The organism is Actinobacillus pleuropneumoniae (assembly GCF_003290385.1).
GTDB lineage: Bacteria > Pseudomonadota > Gammaproteobacteria > Enterobacterales > Pasteurellaceae > Actinobacillus > Actinobacillus lignieresii.
On record NZ_CP030753.1, the window covers coordinates 509962 to 528422 of the forward strand.

General features: G+C 41.0%; 6 protein-coding genes and 1 pseudogene. 6 read left to right on the top strand and 1 reads right to left on the bottom strand.

Going from position 1 to position 18461, the window contains the following annotated elements:
• Positions 1 to 10 precede the first annotated feature (10 nt).
• The 3 genes from DRF63_RS02345 (at position 11) to DRF63_RS02355 (ending at position 3194) form a co-directional block, all read left to right on the top strand.
• Positions 11 to 1351, top strand: a complete 1341-nt coding sequence (locus tag DRF63_RS02345) for a replication-associated recombination protein A (RefSeq protein WP_043991757.1) — start codon at positions 11 to 13, stop codon at positions 1349 to 1351.
• Positions 1352 to 1431: 80 nt separating this feature from the next.
• Entirely contained in the window at positions 1432 to 2217 is a 786-nt protein-coding gene (gene znuB, locus DRF63_RS02350) for a zinc ABC transporter permease subunit ZnuB (protein WP_005596508.1), read from the top strand.
• Positions 2218 to 2396: 179 nt separating this feature from the next.
• On the top strand, positions 2397 to 3194 hold the full coding sequence (locus DRF63_RS02355; RefSeq protein WP_005596509.1) for a class II glutamine amidotransferase: 798 nt from the start codon (positions 2397 to 2399) through the stop codon (positions 3192 to 3194).
• Positions 3195 to 3272: 78 nt separating this feature from the next.
• On the opposite strand, the gene metX is transcribed toward DRF63_RS02355, so the two are convergent.
• Positions 3273 to 4349 carry a homoserine O-acetyltransferase MetX gene (gene metX, locus DRF63_RS02360; RefSeq protein WP_005596521.1) on the bottom strand — a complete coding sequence of 359 codons (1077 nt, stop codon included), beginning with the start codon at positions 4347 to 4349 and terminating at the stop codon, positions 3273 to 3275.
• 294 nt (positions 4350 to 4643) lie between these two features.
• Here metX and DRF63_RS02365 point away from each other — a divergent pair, with 294 nt between their 5' ends.
• The 3 genes and pseudogenes from DRF63_RS02365 to DRF63_RS11210 all read left to right on the top strand — a co-directional run.
• Positions 4644 to 5333 carry a SanA/YdcF family protein gene (locus DRF63_RS02365; protein WP_005596523.1) on the top strand — a complete coding sequence of 230 codons (690 nt, stop codon included), beginning with the start codon at positions 4644 to 4646 and terminating at the stop codon, positions 5331 to 5333.
• Between the two features lie 249 nt (positions 5334 to 5582).
• Positions 5583 to 11987: an ESPR-type extended signal peptide-containing protein gene (locus DRF63_RS11205; protein WP_005596525.1), complete on the top strand. Its 6405-nt coding sequence runs from the start codon at positions 5583 to 5585 to the stop codon at positions 11985 to 11987.
• Between the two features lie 530 nt (positions 11988 to 12517).
• Positions 12518 to 18151, top strand: a pseudogene (locus tag DRF63_RS11210) (YadA-like family protein); the annotation flags it as partial.
• Between the last annotated feature and the right edge of the window lie 310 nt (positions 18152 to 18461).

Here is an 18461-nt window from a genome sequence, read left to right on the forward strand (position 1 = left end):
AGGTATGGCTATGAGTAGTTTGTCCTTTGATTTTTCAGAAGATTTTAGACCGCTGCCCGCCAGAATGCGTCCACGCACACTGGCGGAGTATATCGGGCAAGCTCATCTTATCGGAGAAGGTAAACCGCTACGCCGCGCGATAGAAGCGGGACATTCCCATTCCATGATCTTCTGGGGGCCTCCCGGTACCGGTAAAACGACATTAGCGGAAATTATCGCGCATCATTTTGATGCGGAAGTGGAACGCCTTTCTGCGGTTACCAGCGGTGTGAAAGAAATCAGAGAAGCGATAGAGCGGGCTAAGCTCAATCGACAAACCGGCAGACGAACATTACTTTTTGTCGATGAAGTACACCGTTTTAATAAAAGCCAACAAGATGCTTTTCTGCCGCATATTGAAGACGGCACCATTATTTTTATTGGTGCAACGACAGAAAATCCATCCTTTGAATTAAATAACGCCTTACTTTCTCGTGCAAAAATTTATATTTTGAAGCCATTGCAAGCGGTCGAAATTGTGCAAGTTTTAACAAATGCCCTCTACGATAAAGAACGAGGATTAGGCAATGAAAGCTATTGCATTGAAGATAATGTGATTGAATTACTCGCCGATTACGTAAATGGGGATGCGAGATTCGCTTTAAATTGCTTAGAACTGATGTCGGATATGGCAGAGATTTCCCCTCAAGGAAAACGCCTGAATAAAGCATTGTTAGCCGAAGTATTGGGAGAGCGACAAGCTCGATTTGATAAAGGCGGTGATCGTTATTATGATTTGATTTCAGCATTGCATAAGTCGGTACGGGGCTCATCACCGGACGGCGCGTTGTATTGGTATGCGAGAATTTTAACCGCAGGCGGTGATCCTTTGTATGTTGCGCGCCGATTACTGGCAATCGCTTCGGAAGATATTGGCAATGCTGACCCTAGAGCGATGCAAGTTGCGATTAACGCTTGGGATTGCTATACCCGAGTCGGGGCTTACGAAGGTGAAAGAGCGATTGCGCAAGCGGTGATTTATTTAGCGGTTGCGCCAAAAAGTAATGCGGTTTATAACGCTTTCAATGAAGCGAAACGTTTTGCGAAAGAGGGCAAAGATTACGATGTGCCGGAACATTTGCGTAATGCACCGACTAAGTTGATGAAATCGTTAGGTTACGGTGAAGAATATCGTTATGCGCACCACGAACCGAACGCTTATGCCGCCGGCGAAAACTATTTCCCGCCGGAATTAAAAGATACCGTATTTTACCACCCGACGGAACGGGGAATGGAAAAGCAAATTAAGGAAAAATTGCAGTGGCTTAAAGCACAGGATCAAGCCAGCTTACAACAACGTTACAAGCGGTAATATTTTAAACTTTTTTTGCAAAATTTTAGAGAAATCCGACCGCTTGTACTGCATTGAAAAATAAAAAGATAGAGAGAGAAATGTTTGAGATTCTATTCCCCGCTTGGTTAGCCGGTTTGTTACTGGCATTTATAACGGCACCGCTCGGTGCTTTTGTCGTATGGCGAAAAATGGCATATTTCGGCGATACGCTTTCTCATTCCGCCTTACTTGGCGTTGCGCTCGGTATTTTTTTACAGATTGATCCTTATATAGCGGTAATTGTGATGACGCTGATTTTGGCAATGCTACTTGTATGGCTGGAACATAAAACCGCTTATTCCTTGGATACGGTATTAGGGATTATTGCACATTGCAGTTTATCGTTAGGGGTAATTACCATTAGCTTGCTGGATAATGTCCGTGTTGATCTGATGTCGTATCTATTCGGCGATTTGCTGGCAATTGACTTTAACGACGTAGTATTTATCGGGGCCGGTACTTTATTTATCGCCGGTGTATTAGGCTATTTTTGGAAAAAACTACTTTCCATTACGATTAGCCCCGAATTAGCGCAAATCGAAGGATTGAATGTGGTGCGCTTACGTCTGTTGTTGATGTTGCTTACCGCATTAACCATCGCATTAAGTATGAAATTTGTCGGTGCATTGATTATCACTTCCTTATTAATTATTCCTTCGGCAATTGCTCGTCGTTTTGCCAAAACGCCGGAAGCGATGGTCGGATATGCGATTATATTCAGTATTTTTTCCATTACGGGAGGATTACTGTTCTCCGCTTGGAAAGATACGCCGGCCGGGCCTTCCGTGGTCGTTTGTGCCGGCGCAATCTTCTTACTTTCTCTCTTTAGAAAAGAGAAAGTATAGCGGTTAGTGAAGAAAATTAATTCATATAGCAAAATAAATATAAATAATGACTACAAGCTATAAAATTTTTGATCTGCTTCTATTGAATTATTTTTAGGATTTGCAACAATATATCCGTTAGGCCAGCTAGACCTGCTGGCCTTTCTGTTTTTATAACCTACCTAACGAAGAATAAATATATGTGTCAATTACTCGGAATGAATTGCAACACCCCAACGGACATTACCTTCTCCTTTGAGGGATTTCGCCGCCGCGCCGGCGTAACGGATCAACATACGGACGGTTTCGGTATCGCATTTTTTGAAGGTAAAGGCGTACGTATTTTTCGAGATAATCGACCGGGCGCATCTTCGCCGATGGCGGATTTAGTCGGACAATACCATATCAAATCATTTAATGTGATTGCACATATTCGTAAAGCTACCCGAGGCGATATTAATTTAGAAAATACGCATCCGTTTATTCGAGAGTTATGGGGCGAAAACTGGGTGTTTGCACATAACGGAACGGTTGAGGGCGTAGGGGTTTGTGAGGAATGTCATTATCAGCCTATTGGAACGACGGACTCCGAAGCCGCATTTTGTTGCTTAGTGTCTCAGCTGAGAGAACGTTTCTTAAAAAAACCGAGCGAGAAAGAAATTTTTGATGCGGTTGTAGAAATTACTTCCGAAATTGCCAAACACGGCGTATTTAATTTTATTTTATCGAACGGACATTGGATGATTGCTCGTTGTTCGACCAATCTACATTATGTAACACGTAAAGCACCGTTTAGCACGGCATTACGTGATGATGACGTAGAAATTGATTTTAGCAAATACACCACCGCAAATGATAAAGTCACGATTATCACGACACAACCGCTTACCAAAAACGAAAAATGGGTCAAAATGAAAAACGGCGGTTATGCGTTTTTTAAAAACGGCGATTTAATCGAAGAAATTGAAGGAACATTACCTGAACAAACACACGTGTAGTGTAAAAATTCCATAAAAAAAGACCGCTTGTTATTTATTGCAAGCGGTCTTTTTTTATCTGTTTTTAGCAAACGGAAATTAGGTTTCCGTTTGTAATCCTTTTCTAATCATCGGCTCAAAGAAATCATAATCAACTAAGAAAGCATCATGCCCGAAGTTGGAATGAAATTCGTGATAATCCACCTGCACGCCGGCAGCTTCTAAACGCTGTTTACTTTTTAGTACATCAATTTGCTTAAATAGCTGATCACTAGTAATCGCAACCAAAGTGTAATTTGCTTTAATTCGTTTTAACGCATCAATTTCATGTTCATAGCCTAATGCCGGATCATATAAATCCAAAGCGCGTAACAAACGTAAATAGCTGTTGGCATCAAAGCGATCTAAAAATTTTACTCCCTGATAGCTCAAATACGATTCCACTTGAAAATAATCGCCCCAAATTTCGGTTTGTTGCTTCATTTCACGCCCGAAAGCACGAGCTAATTGTACATCGGTACGATAAGTTAGCATGCCGAGCATACGAGCGATTTTTAAACCGTTATCCGGCGGTAAGCCGTCGTAATAGTCACCGTGATTAAAATGCGGATCGTTGATAATCGCTTGGCGCATTACATGGTTAAAACCGATAGCTTCCGCACTTAACGTAAGTGATGAACATAAGTTAATAATATTACTCACGAAATCCGGATAGCTAATCCCCCATTGTGTCGCTTGCATTCCACCGAAAGAACCGCCGACTACCGCATGTAAATGGCTAATACCTAACGTATCGAGTAAGGCTTTTTGTACCTCGACAATATCCTGCACCGTAATAATTGGGAACTGGCTCCCGTAAGGTTTACCGGTTTTAGCATTAATTGAGGACGGACCTGTCGTACCTTTACACCCGCCAAGCACGTTAGAACAAATAAAAAAATAGCGATCCGTATCGAAAGCTAATCCCGAACCGATAAAATCCTGCCACCAACCTTGTTCCGGTGCATTTTTATAAGGTTCGGCATCGCCGGTGAGCGCATGGCAGAGTAAGACGACATTACTTTTATCCGCATTCAGCGTACCGTATGTTTGGTAAGCGACATCAATCGGCGAAAGCGTTCCGCCGAGTATCAGGGAAAGAGGTTTTTCTGAAAAAAGGGTAATGCTATGCGCCATGGCTTTTCCTAAGGTTACAAAATTTTGCGAAAATCAGACCGCTTATTATTATTATCAGTATAGACGTCTAAACGCCTAAAAGTACGTATAAATTAATCGTCAAACGTATCTTTGTCAAGAAATTTTAGCCGTCTAAACGTCTAGAATTCTGATTAAAGTTAAACTTGCAATTTCATATAGCTAAGCTATGCTAAAATTTTGAACCTTTTAGAACTTATGTAGTCTATCGGTGGTCAAATAAGTAGATACTTAAAAATTAGACCGCTTGTTCTTCATGAAACAAATGGAAATCGAATGGAATTAACTCAAGCAACAGAAAGTTTGCCAAAGACGCCTTTATGGAAAAGGTGTCTTTCAACCTGCCCTCGTATTGCGTTAGTAAGTTTTGCAATAGCACTTTTTTTGAGTATAACTATTTTTATTATTGATTATGCGACAGGTATTTATGTTAAAGATAATATTTATACCGATATTAATAAATTACCAAAACACCAAAATGCCGTTGTGTTAGGGACTTCTAAATTTTATGCGAAAGGTACACCGAATTTATATTATAAATATCGTTTAGAAGCTGCGGTGCAATTAATTAATAAAGGTAAAGTGAAAACATTATTAGTTAGCGGCGATAATAAGACACCTTATTATAACGAACCGAAAGTAATGTTAAACGATTTATATAAGATGGGCATTCCGAAAAATATTATTGAACAGGATTTTGCAGGATATCGTACTTTAGATTCAATAGTCAGAGCCAGTAAGGTATATAAATTAGAACCCTTTATTATCGTATCTCAGCAATTTCATTGCGAGCGAGCGTTATTTATTGCTAAATATCATAATATTAATGCAGTTTGTTTTGCGGCTAAATATCCGGAAGGACATATTAAAGTCAGACTACGCGAGTTTTTAGCTCGAATCGGTATGATATGGGATTTTCTGGTTTGGACTAAGCCGGAAACATTAGATAAAGTAAAATCCAAATAAACATCAACAAGTTTCTCATCATCAATGATGTAAAAGGATATAGGTAATATCGTTGTTATTTTTTAAGCTAATTCACTTGAATCGGCTTTTTTTATAAAGCGTATGATACAAGGGGGAGATAAACTGTAATCTATGTAAATTTTGTTGAGTTGTTGTTTGGTTAGCTTAAAATTAGACAATCTATATCTTATATTGATTTATAACATATAAAGTATAGATAAATCATTTTTTTGAAGTAAGGATTTTGTAATGAATAAAATTTTTAAAGTAATTTGGAGTCACGCAACACAAACTTTTGTCGTGGTATCCGAATTAACACGCAGTAAAAGTAAAGCGAAAGCTTCAGTATCTGATGTGAAGAAGAGTGGAGTATCTTCTTTAATTACATCAGGTTTTAAATTAAGTGCGATATCTTCATTGCTAATATCAGCAATGCCTAGTGTATATGCAGCAGTAGCAATTAGTAGTACTGGTTGGAATGCCGTAGATACCTCAAATGTACAAACAACAGGGAATGGTATTGCTATTGGTTCTAGAGCTGGTTACCAACAGACGGATGGTTATACATCTAATACTTCTGCAGAAGCAAAACGTAATGCTTATCATTTACAAAGCGCAGGCGGTGGTGCATCAAATAATACGGTTTCTTTGGGAACAAATGCATATGCGGGTGGAGAAGATTCTGTAGCAATAGGTACACGTGCTCAAGCAGTACATAATGTCCAGACTACAAATATGGCATATAACTCACGGGGCTCTTATAACGCAGGTGCGGTAGCGATCGGTTTCCAATCCATCGCTCGTGGTGACCAAACAGTCGCGTTAGGTTCTCGTGCTGCGGCTTATAATCGTCAAGCAACAGCAATCGGTAATGACTCTTATGCTATGGGCGTCGGTTCAGTTGTAATTGGTGGTGATGATTCTGGCTATGCTTATGAAAGCATTAATGGCACAGATAAGCAACCTAAGCAAACATGGGCTAATAATTCCGGTAATTTAGGTTATACAAATCTTGCTACTGGTTTTAATCCAAGCAATGAACCGAATAAAGCGGATTATCGCCCTTCTGCTGCAAGTGGTAATGGTGCAACTGTAGTTGGTGTACATAGCCAGGCTTTAAGTAAAGGTTCAACAGCATTAGGTGTGGCTGCAACTGCAGGTGATGGTGGAAAAACATCTTCAACAATCAAGGATGGTCAAATAGACGGTATTGATAGAACACAAAATATTGAAGCAACGGCAATCGGTGCATTAGCACACGCACGAGATAGAAATACTACAGCGGTAGGTCATGCAGCAAAAGCATATAGTGAATATTCAACTTCTATTGGTGATGATGCTGTTGCGGAAGGTAAAAACTCATCTGCAATAGGTAAAAGTTCTTATGCGCAAGGCGATTATTCTGTCGCTATCGGTAATGCGGAAAATACAACAAATACAGCTAGTGTAAATGCTACAAAAGTGATTGCTAACGGTCTTCGTGCGATAGCTATTGGTACAACGGCTCGTACAGATGCAGCTGATACTATTGCCTTTGGTACACGTACTGAATCAACAGTAGGTGGTGCAATCAGTATAGGTTTTGAAGCTAAATCTAAAGCATTAGATGCTATTGCGATTGGTTCTCGTACACAAATTACTAATGCTCAAGCAAAAGGCGGTATTGCAATTGGTAATCAGGCTGGTGAACAAGGTCTTAAAAACTATGGTGTAGATAAAGTTAATGTAGCGAGTACTGGATATAATAAACAGACTTTTACTAAAAATATAGATACTTATCAGCAAGACAAAATTGAAATGGGGACTAATGCCTATGCTTATGGGCATGACTCTATTGCGATTGGTACTCGCTCACAAGCAGTATTTAATGATGATGCTGATGGCACATCTAGAAATTCTTTAAATAGTGGAGCTATTGCTATTGGTTACCAGACTATTTCTAACGGAGATCAAGCAATATCTTTAGGTTCGCGCGCTGAGGCTCTTAACCGCCAAGCAATGGCATTAGGTAATGATGCTTTTGCATCCGGTGTTGGTGCAATTGTAATCGGTGGTGATGATTCATTACCTCACGGTAGTGCAGCAGATGCTGGATATCAATTAGATACCGGTTTTGTTGCGGCAGATAAAAAATACAGACAATCAGCAGCGACTGGTAATGGTGCCGTAGTTGTAGGTGTACATAGCCAAGCGTTAAGCCAAGGCTCAACTGCGATTGGTGTTGCCGCTACTGCAGGTGATAATGGTGAAACAAGAACAGTAACTAACATAACAACAATAACTGCAGCTAAAGAAGCTACCGCAATTGGTGCAAAATCTCGAGCAAAAAGTGAACACACAACGGCTGTAGGTTATGAAGCGGAAGCTCTCGGCCTAAATTCAACGACGGTTGGTGCGGAATCAACAGCTGAATCTACAAATTCATTTGCAGGCGGATATAACGCCACTGCAAATGGTATTAATTCAACTGCAATCGGTTCATCAGCACAAACTAAAGGCGATGATGCCATTGCAATCGGTACAGGCGCTAAAGCATTAAATAAAAATACTATTTCTATTGGTACCGGTAACACGGTAAATGGTGCAAACTCCGGCGCAATCGGTGACCCGACGGTTGTTAATGGCACTAATTCATATAGTGTAGGTAATGATAATACTATTGATTCAAATAATACATTCGTATTAGGTAATAGCGTTACATTAAATAAAAATGCGAAAAATAGTACAGTAATTGGTAACCAAAATACTATTAATTTAACAGATGTTGCAACTAATAATGTGAATACCGGTTATGTAAATATCCAAGGTGATCATAATACGATTAATGCTGCTAGAGGTATTGGCATCCTTGGTAACAATAACATTGTGCAGGATGTGACGCATGACGTATTTATTTTAGGTAATAATGTCAAAAAAACAGCAAATGACTCCGTTTTCTTAGGGAGCGGTTCCGGATATGTTGCAGCTGGTGCAACAACTAAAGGCTTAGAAAAGACATATAAATCTGATACGGTGAATGGTAAGGCAATCCAATTTGCCGGTGGAGAGGTTACTGCGGGTGTTGTAAGTGTTGGTGGTGTAAATGATAGCAACCAACAAATAACTCGCCGTATCCAAAATGTAGCACCGGGCTTAATCTCAGATCAATCGACAGATGCAATTAACGGTAGCCAACTTTATGCAGTAGCAGAAGCATTAAAAACGAATATTCCTGAAAGTAAATGGAACCTTAAAGAAGGTGATACTCAAAAAGATGTAGTAAATAGCGGTGATAATGTTAGTTTTGCTGATGGTGTAGGTACAACTGCAAATGTTACCGTTAGTACGGATGGATCTACATCAACAGTAAAATATTCTGTTAATAAATCGGATTTAACTGTTGCTCCAAATGGTTCGGTAACAGCCGTAACAAACGGCGATAACTTTGCAACGGCAGAGCAAGTCGCCCAAGCTATTAATGAGTCTGAAAAAACAACAGTTATTAATAACAGTACGACAATTACTGCAAAACCAACAACTGTTGGTACAGTGACAACTTATGATTTAGATCTTTCTAAAACAACGAAAGATGATATTCAAAAAGGTGTTGATGCTCATACTACGGTTACGACAAAAGGTCTTACTTTTACTGCGGATGCAGGTACTCCTACTGAACGTAAATTAGGAGAAACTTTAGCAATTAATGGCGATAAGACTTTAATTAATACAACCGTCGAAGCAGGTAAAGTTTCTGTTGCTGCAACTAAAAAATTACAGGATGCAGTAGTAAGTGCAGAAAGTGCGTTACAAGAAATTGTGACAACAGCTGATGGTAAAAAAGCTCAAACTGTTAAAAAAGGTAGTAATGAGGCTAACTTTGTTAGTGGTAAAAATATTACATTAACTCCATCTGATAAAGGCATTACAGTTGCAACTAAAGATGATGTTACTTTTACAACTGTTAATGCAACAACTGTAAATGGTGACACAATTAAATCAGGTAATGTGGTAATTAACAAAGATGGTATTAATGCCGGCGATAAGAAAATTACGCATGTAGCTGATGGTAATGTTACTAACGATAGTAAAGAAGCGGTCAATGGTAGCCAACTTTATGCAACTAACCAGAATGTAACTAATAATACTAACAATATTGCAAAAAATACGGCGGATATTGCTAAAGGTACGGTTTATGCCGGTGATTATGCTAAAGATGACTCGGTGAAAAATGAGTTTACTCAAGCATTAGGTAATCAAACCAATGTTGTAGGGGGCGCATCTAAGGATGATCTGTCAGACAAGAATATTGGTGTTGTATCGGATGGTGTAAATACTTTGACCGTGAAATTGGCGAAAACTTTAGAAGGTTTAACTAGCGCAACTTTCGGTAATGATGCGAATGATCACACCGTTATTAACAAAGATGGTGTGACCATTACGAACAGTACGGATCCAAATAAAACTGTGAGTTTAACTGACGGTGGTTTGAATAATGGCGGTAATAAAATTACTAATGTTGCGGAAGGTAAGGCTGGTACGGATGCGGTGAATGTAGATCAGCTAACTAAAGCGATTACAGATAGCGCATATAACTGGAATATTTCTGATGGTACGAATAACACAGCAGTACCGGATAGCGGTACGGTTGCGGTAAAAGGTTCAGCGAATGCGGATTCTGCAACTAAGAGCGGTATTGTCACTAATCTTATAGGTACGGATATTACAGTTGATTTAAGTGAGAAAGCTAAACAAGAGCTTGAAAATGGTCAAAAACATAGTTCTGTTAGAGGTGACGCGAATGTAGTAGTTACTCAAACAACTACAAATACCGAAGGCGGTAAACAGTTCGATGTAAAATTGGCTGATACGGTTGTGATTGGTAAAGATAAAGTTGATGGTAAACCGGTCACTATTGACGGTACAACTGGTGAAATTAGCGGTTTAACCAATACGACTTGGAATCCTAATGAAACTTATACCGGTGGTAAATCGGCAACTCAAGAACAGTTAAAAGCCGTTTCAGATGTTGCGTATTTAGGTTGGAATGTTCAAACTAATGATACACCTGCCAGCAAAGTAGCACCGGGTGAAACTGTTAAATTTGTTGATGGCAAAAATATCAAAGTTACTAGCAATGGTAAAGAGATTACTATTGCAACCGCAGACAATGTAGTCACAACCGATACGGATAAATACGTAACGGGTGGTAAAGTTGCTTACGATAATCAAGGTAACGGTACAACCACTTTAACATTAAAAGATGGGACTGAAGCGCAAGTTACAGGTGCAAAAAATAACTTTGTAACAAGTGCGACAACCGATGCGAACGGTAAAAAAGCGACCTTAACACGTAATGACGGCGGTACGGTTGATATTGATTTAACCAATACGGTAAATCAAGCGGTAACCGAAGCGACGGATAAAGGTACCAAGTATGCTGGTGATAGAGCAACTGATGCTACTACAGCAAACGAGTTCGGTCGTAAATTGGGTGAAACCACTAATGTGAAAGGCGGTGCGCAAGGTGAATTGTCTGATAACAATATCGGTGTCGTATCAAACGGTGTTGATACCTTAACGGTTAAATTAGCGAAAGCGTTATCAGGTTTAACCAGTGCGACTTTCGGTAGCGATGCAACAGACCAAACTGTTATCAATAAAGACGGCGTAACGATTAATAGCACGACTCCAGATAAAACTGTGAGCTTAACCGAAACCGGCTTAAATAACGGCGGTAATAAAATTACCAATGTGAAAGAAGGTGAAGCGGGTACGGATGCAGTGAATGTGAATCAATTGAATCAAGCGATCACAAATAACGCATATAACTGGAATATTTCTGATGGTACGAATAACACAGCGGTACCGGATAGCGGTACGGTTGCGGTAAAAGGTTCAGCGAATGCGGATTCTGCAAATACCGTCGGCGTTGTGACAGAACTTGAAGGAACCAACGTTAAAGTTGATTTAAGCCAAAAAGCGAAAGACGATATCGCAAATGGTCAAAAACACAGTTCCGTAGCGGGTGATACTAATTTTGTAGTTACTCAAACAACTACAAATCCGGAAGGTGGTAAACAGTACGACATTAAATTAGCGGATAAAGTGGTAATTGGTAAAGATAAACCGGTCACAATTGACGGTACTAACGGTACGGTAAGCGGTTTAACCAATACGACTTGGGATCCAAATACAACTTATACCGGTGGTCAAGCGGCAACACAAGAACAGTTAAAATCTGTTTCGGATGTTGTGCAAAACGGTTGGAATATCCAAGCCAATACGGATACGGCAACCAAAGTGGCTCCGGGAGATACGGTTAAATTTATTGATGGCGAAAACATTAAAATTACCCGTGCAGGTAATGATATTACCGTTGCTACGGCAAAAGACGTGAAATTTGATAGTGTGAAGGTAGGCGACAAAGTCAGTATTAATAACGATGGTATTAATGCCGGTGACACCAAAGTAACGAATGTGACGAACGGAACGTTAGCGGCGGATAGTAAAGATGCGGTAAACGGTAGCCAACTTTATGCAACAAATCAAAATGTCACGAACAACGCGGCTAATATTACGAAGAATGCGGACAATATTGCGAAAGGCACCGTGTATGCGGGTGACCGATTAGACGCAACGGTAACGGGTAAAACCAATAACTTTACTCGTGCTTAGGTGAGCAAACGAATGTAGTAGGTGGCGCAACAGGCGAACTTTCGGACAATAACCTAGCGGTTATCTCGAATGGTACGGATACCTTAACGGTGAAATTAGCGAAATCGTTAACGGATTTAACGAATGCGACATTTGGTAGTACCGATACGGATAAAACGGTTATCAATAAGGACGGCGTGACGGTTTCATCAGATAAACCTGAGAAAGAAGTTAGCTTAACGGATAAAGGCTTAAACAACGGTAATAACCAAATTACTAATGTGACAAGCGGCTTAGTTAAACGTGACGGTAATCCGGTTGAGTTATCGAAAGCGGAAGGTGATGTATTAACTAATGCAGTTAATGTCGGTGACTTGAAAACAACCGTAACCAACCTTACCGAAGAAGGTAAAGGCGGCGGATTCGGTTTAACGGCGGAAGATAATAAAGACGTTAAAGCGGATTTAGGTAAAACGGTGAAAGTACAAGGTGACGGCAGCGTAAAAACCACTGTCGTAGAGAAAGACGGTCAAAGCGCGCTTCAAGTTGGCTTAACAGAAAATGTGACTGTAGGCGGCCAAGACAAACCGGGTACGATTACCGTTAAAGGTGAGAACGGCAAAGACGGCGTATCGATTAACGGCAAAGACGGTTCAATCGGTTTAACCGGTGCACCGGGCAAAGACGGTCAAGATGCACAAGCGACGATTAAAGTGGTCGATGGCACGAAAGGTCTGGACGGTAATAACGGTAAAGACGGTGAATCAAAAACTCGTATCGTTTACGAAAAACCGAACGGCGGCGGCACGGAAGAAATCGCAACGCTTAACGACGGCTTAAACTTTGTCGGCGATAAAGGTCAAGTTATTCAGAAAAAACTGAACGAAACGTTAGCGATTAAAGGTAACTTAGATGCAGCGGCAGTTGTTACGGATAAGAACTTGCGCGTGGATAACGATAAAGACAAAAATGGTGAGTTAATCATCAAGATGGCGAAGTCTTTAACCGATTTAACCAACGCCACCTTCAGTTCGGATGATAGCAATACGGTGATTGGCGGTAACGGCTTAACGATTACGCCTAAAGCCGGCGATGAAGTCAGCCTAACCGATAAAGGTTTAAACAACGGTAACAACACGATTATAAACGTGGCGCCGGGTGTAAACGGCACGGATGCAGTGAATAAAGACCAATTGGATGGCGTGAATGCGACAGCCAATGCGGGTTGGAACCTCACCACAAACGGCGACAACACTAACGCATCGAATGTTGCGCCGAACAGCACGGTTGATTTAGCGAATACGGACGGCAATATCGTTATCACGAAAGCGGGTAATAACGTTACGTTTGACCTAAATAACAACTTAACCGTAGGCGGTCCGGGTAAAGACGGAAAAGACGGTGTGGACGGACAGCTTGGCGTACAAGGTAAAGACGGTAAAACCGGCGTGACCTTAAACGGCAAAGACGGTTCAATCGGTTTAACCGGTCCTAAAGGTGCTGACGGCAAAGACGGAGCGAATGCGACTATCTCTGTGGTTAATGGTCCGGTAGGTGTAGACGGTACGGACGGTAAAGATGGCAAAGACGGCATGACCCGAATTGTTTATACCGACCCGAAAGGTACGACACACAATGTCTCTACCTTGAACGACGGCTTAAACTTTGCCGGTAACCAAGGCGATACTATTGTTAAGAAACTGAATGAAACCTTAACTGTGAAAGGCGCATTGGCAAATACTGCGGACGCAAGTTCAGAGAACTTACGTGTGGATAGCCAAGACGGTGCATTAGTGGTGAAATTAGCGCAGAACTTAGCAAACTTAACGACTGCGACATTCGGTAATACTGATACGGATAAGACGGTGGTAAGCAAAGACGGCGTGACCATTTCAAACGGTAGCGATAAAGATAAAACCGTCAGCTTAACCGATAAAGGCTTAAACAACGGTAATAACCAAATTACCAATGTGACAAGCGGTTTAACCGACAGTACAGGTCAAAAATCCGATTTAGCGAATGCAACGACGACAAATGCAGTGAATGTGGGTGACTTAAAAGACACCGTAAACAACCTCACTAACGCAACCACCGGCGGCTTTGGCTTGAAAGACGATAATAATACCGAAGTGAAACAAGACTTAGGTAAGACTATCCAAATTAAAGGTAAAGACGGCGTTACGGTAACATCAAATGTTGCGGATAAGTCATTAGAAGTTGCTTTACAAGGTGATGTCACGGTAAACGGTAAGGACGGTAAAGACGGTTCAATCGGCGTGAAAGGCGCAGATGGTAAGGACGGCACTAAAATTACTAAAGATGCGGTGGTGTTTAACGGTGTAGATGGCAAAGACGGTAAAGACGGTCAAGTGTCAATCAAAGTTGAACAAGGCGAGAAAGGCATTGCCGGCAACGATGGTGCAAATGGCACAACTAAAACCCGTATCGTTTACGAAAAACCGAATGGTGATAAAGAGCAAGTGGCAACGCTTAACGACGGCTTAAACTTTGTTGGAGATAAAGGTCAAGTTATTCAGAAAAAACTGAACGAAACGTTAGCGATTAAAGGTAACTTAGATGCGAATGCAACGGTGACTGATAAGAACTTACGCGTGGATAATGACAAAGACCAAAATGGTGAGTTAATCATCAAGATGGCAAAATCTTTAACCGATTTAACCAACGCTACTTTCAGTTCAGGTGATATTAATGCGACTATCGGCGGTAACGGTTTAACGATTACCCCTAAAGGTGGCGATGTTGTTAGCTTAACCGATAAAGGTTTAAACAACGGTAATAACACCATTACGAATGTGGCACCGGGTGTGAACGGTACGGATGCGGTGAATAAAGACCAATTGGATGGCGTAAATGCGACAGCCAATGCGGGTTGGAATCTCACGACAAACGGTGATAACACTAACGCCTCGAATGTTGCACCGAACAGCACAGTTGATTTAGCGAATACGGACGGCAACATCGTTATCACGAAAGCGGGTAATAACGTCACATTTGACTTAAATAACAACTTAACCGTAGGCGGTCCGGGTAAAGACGGAAAAGACGGTGTGGACGGACAGCTTGGCGTACAAGGTAAAGACGGTAAAACCGGCGTGACCTTAAACGGCAAAGACGGCGCAATCGGCATCAACGGTAAAGACGGCTCTAACGGCTCTATCACGGTTAAACAAGGTAAACCGGGTGTAGATGGTAAAGACGGCGAAACGAAAACGCGTATCGTATATGAAACCAAAGACGAAACCGGCAAACCGACAACTGAAGAAGTGGCAACCCTTAACGACGGCTTAAAATTCGTAGGTAATGACGGCAAAGTTGTTACTAAGGAATTGAACGAAACTCTAGCGATTAAAGGCGGTATTAACACTGAAGCGGGTTTAACTGCAGCATCCGATCGTAATGTGGGTGTTCGTGAAAACGAGAAAGGTTTAAATATCGTTATCGCAGAACGTCCGACTTTCTCCGGTATTACTGTAGATGGTAAAGACGGCAAGGATGCAGAAGTTAAATTTGCGAAAGACGGTAAAGACGGTATGTCTATCGTTGGCACTCGTGGTGCAGACGGTCAAAACGGTTTAACGTTGAAAGGTGCAAACGGTAAAGACGGCGTATCATTTAAAGAAGATGGTCGTATTACTAACGTAGCTGATGGTAAAGACGGCAAAGATGCTGTGAATAAAGACCAATTAGAGCGTGTAAATGCAACTGCAAACGCAGGTTGGAAATTAACCATTAATAACGGTAACAACCAAACTACGGTAACACCAAATGCAACTGTAGATTTAGCAAATACAGATGGCAACATCGTTATCACTAAAGTGGGTAATAATGTAAACTTCGGTTTAAATAACACCTTAACGGTAGGTAACGATAACAAGCCGGGTACAATGACTGTTAAAGGCGAAAACGGCAAAGACGGCGTTTCTATCAGCGGTAAAGATGGTATCAGCATTAAAGGCGAAAATGGCCAAGATGCAGTATCAATCAATGGTAAAGACGGTAACGGTGCAATTGCAGTTAACGGTAAAGACGGTAAAACCGGTGTTGGTTTAGATGGTGCGAACGGCACAATCGGTATCAACGGTAAAGACGGTTCTAACGGCACCATTACTTTAGCTAAAGGTGAACCGGGTGTTGATGGCAAGGATGGCAAAACCCGTATCGTTTATGAGACTAAAACTCCGGACGGTAAAACGGTGACCGAAGAAGTTGCAACCCTTAAAGATGGCTTAAAATTCGTAGGTAACGACGGTAAAGTAATTACTAAGGAACTTAACGAAACGTTAACCATTAAAGGTAACTTAAGCACTGCGGCAGCAGTTACTGATAAGAACTTACGTGTTGATAACGTAGATGGCGCACTCATCATTAAGATGGCAAGAACGTTAACGGATTTAACGAACGCAACATTTACTAACGCAGGTGGTGATAAATCAGTAGTTGACGGTAACGGCTTAACGATTACTCCGATAAACGGCGGTAAGACAGTAAGCTTAACCACTAAAGGCTTAGATAACGGCGGTAACAAAGTTATTAACGTAGCTGCTGGTGATGTGAATGCAACAAGTACTGATGCAGTAAACGGTAGCCAATTGTATGCGGTCAGCGAAGTGGCGAATAAAGGTTGGAACATTCAAACTAACGGTAGCAATACAACCAACGTTAAACCGGGCGACACTGTAAACTTTGCAAACGGTAAGAACATCGAAATTAATAACGATGGTACAAACGTAACTGTTGGCTTAGCGAAAGATGTTGACTTAGGTAAAGACGGTAGCATTAAAGCTGGCGACACTATCATGAACAATGAGGGTGTGAAAGTTGGTGATAACGTGAGTTTAACCAAAGACGGTTTAAAAGCTGGTAATGTGACCATTTCAGCAACAACCGGCATCAATGCGGGCGACAAACAAATCACCAACGTAGCAAGCGGTTTAGGCGGTAAGAAACTGTCGGAAGCTAAGGGTGATACTTTAACCAATGCGGCGAATATCGGCGACTTACAAACGGCGGTGTCTAGCGTAACGGATGCCTCACAAGGCGGCGGTTTTGGATTAGCGGATGACAAAGGTCAAGAAGTGAAACAAAACTTAGGTAAGACTATCCCTGTGAAAGGTGACGGTAAGAACATCAGTACGGTGGTAAAAGGTGGTGCCTTAACCGTGAACTTGAACAAGGATGTGGACTTGGGTAAAGACGGTAGTCTTACTATCAGTAATACCACTATCAATAGTGATCAAGTGAAAGTAGGTGATGTTACCGTTTCATCAAACGGTAAAGTGAGCGGCGTAGCTGACGGTGATATTTCACCGAATAGTACGGAAGCAATCAATGGTTCGCAGCTTTATGATGCAAACCAAAACATTGCTAACTACTTAGGCGGCGGTTCTAAACTTGATGATAAGGGTAATGTAATTGCTCCGACTTATACGATTACCAAAGTTGATGGCAATACGACAACTGCAAATAATGTCGGTGATGCAATTACCAACTTAAATAATGAAGTGGTTAAACCGCTGACCTTTGAAGGTGATACGGGTGTTGCTTCCAAGCGTAAACTTGGTTCTACCGTAACAATTAAGGGCGGTGTACAAGATTCATCTAAACTCTCTGAAAATAATATCGGGGTAGTTTCTGATGGTAAAGGTACGCTTGCTGTTAAATTGGCTAAAGATATCAAAGTTGATTCTGTGGAAGCGAAAACTGTAAATGCAAATACAGTAAACGCTAATACTGTAAAAGCGGGTGATACGACGATTAATTCTGATGGTGTAACTATCAAAGACGGTCCAAGCGTAACTAAATCGGGTATTAACGCTGCAGGTAATCGAATTACTAACGTTAAAGCTGGTCAAGCCGATACGGATGCTGTGAATGTATCTCAATTAAAAGGTGCGGTTGGTCATGTAAATCAACGTATCAATAAAGTGAACAAAGATTTACGTGCAGGTATTGCGGGTGCGAATGCAGCGGCAGGCTTACCTCAAGCTTATATGCCTGGTAAATCAATGATGGCTGTTGCGGCGGGTACTTATAAGAACGAAAGTGCATTAGCGGTAGGTTATTCACGTTCAAGTGATAACGGAAAAGTTATCTTGAAACTTCAAGGTAACGCTAATACACGAGGCGACTTGGGTGGTTCTGTCGGTGTAGGTTATCAGTGGTAATTAATCGGCTCTTGTAGCTTAACTTAATAAAAATGCAGTCTTCGGACTGCATTTTTTTATGCTCTTTTTCGGTTGAATTTTTTATAATGAAATATACGACAATAGATATTCATTAAATAATAGAGAGAAGTCGATATTGCTTTGATCGGAATGAACTAAACAGAAAAGAAATTAAGAGAAAAATATATGATAATGAAGAAAGGGGATAATGAAATTGAATAGGTTATTTGTAATAAAGGCATAGTAGACAAAAAGGTTGGTAAAAAGTGGGTTAAAGCCTTATAGTACAAGGCTTTAACCCACCTTTTTG

Bases quoted from the DNA above. Each gene is read 5' to 3' on its own strand.
- DRF63_RS02345 (WP_043991757.1), top strand. From the start codon at position 11: ATGAGTAGTTTGTCCTTTGATTTTTCAGAAGATTTTAGACCGCTGCCC.
- znuB (WP_005596508.1), top strand. From the start codon at position 1,432: ATGTTTGAGATTCTATTCCCCGCTTGGTTAGCCGGTTTGTTACTGGCA.
- DRF63_RS02355 (WP_005596509.1), top strand. From the start codon at position 2,397: ATGTGTCAATTACTCGGAATGAATTGCAACACCCCAACGGACATTACC.
- metX (WP_005596521.1), bottom strand. From the start codon at position 4,349: ATGGCGCATAGCATTACCCTTTTTTCAGAAAAACCTCTTTCCCTGATA.
- DRF63_RS02365 (WP_005596523.1), top strand. From the start codon at position 4,644: ATGGAATTAACTCAAGCAACAGAAAGTTTGCCAAAGACGCCTTTATGG.
- DRF63_RS11205 (WP_005596525.1), top strand. From the start codon at position 5,583: ATGAATAAAATTTTTAAAGTAATTTGGAGTCACGCAACACAAACTTTT.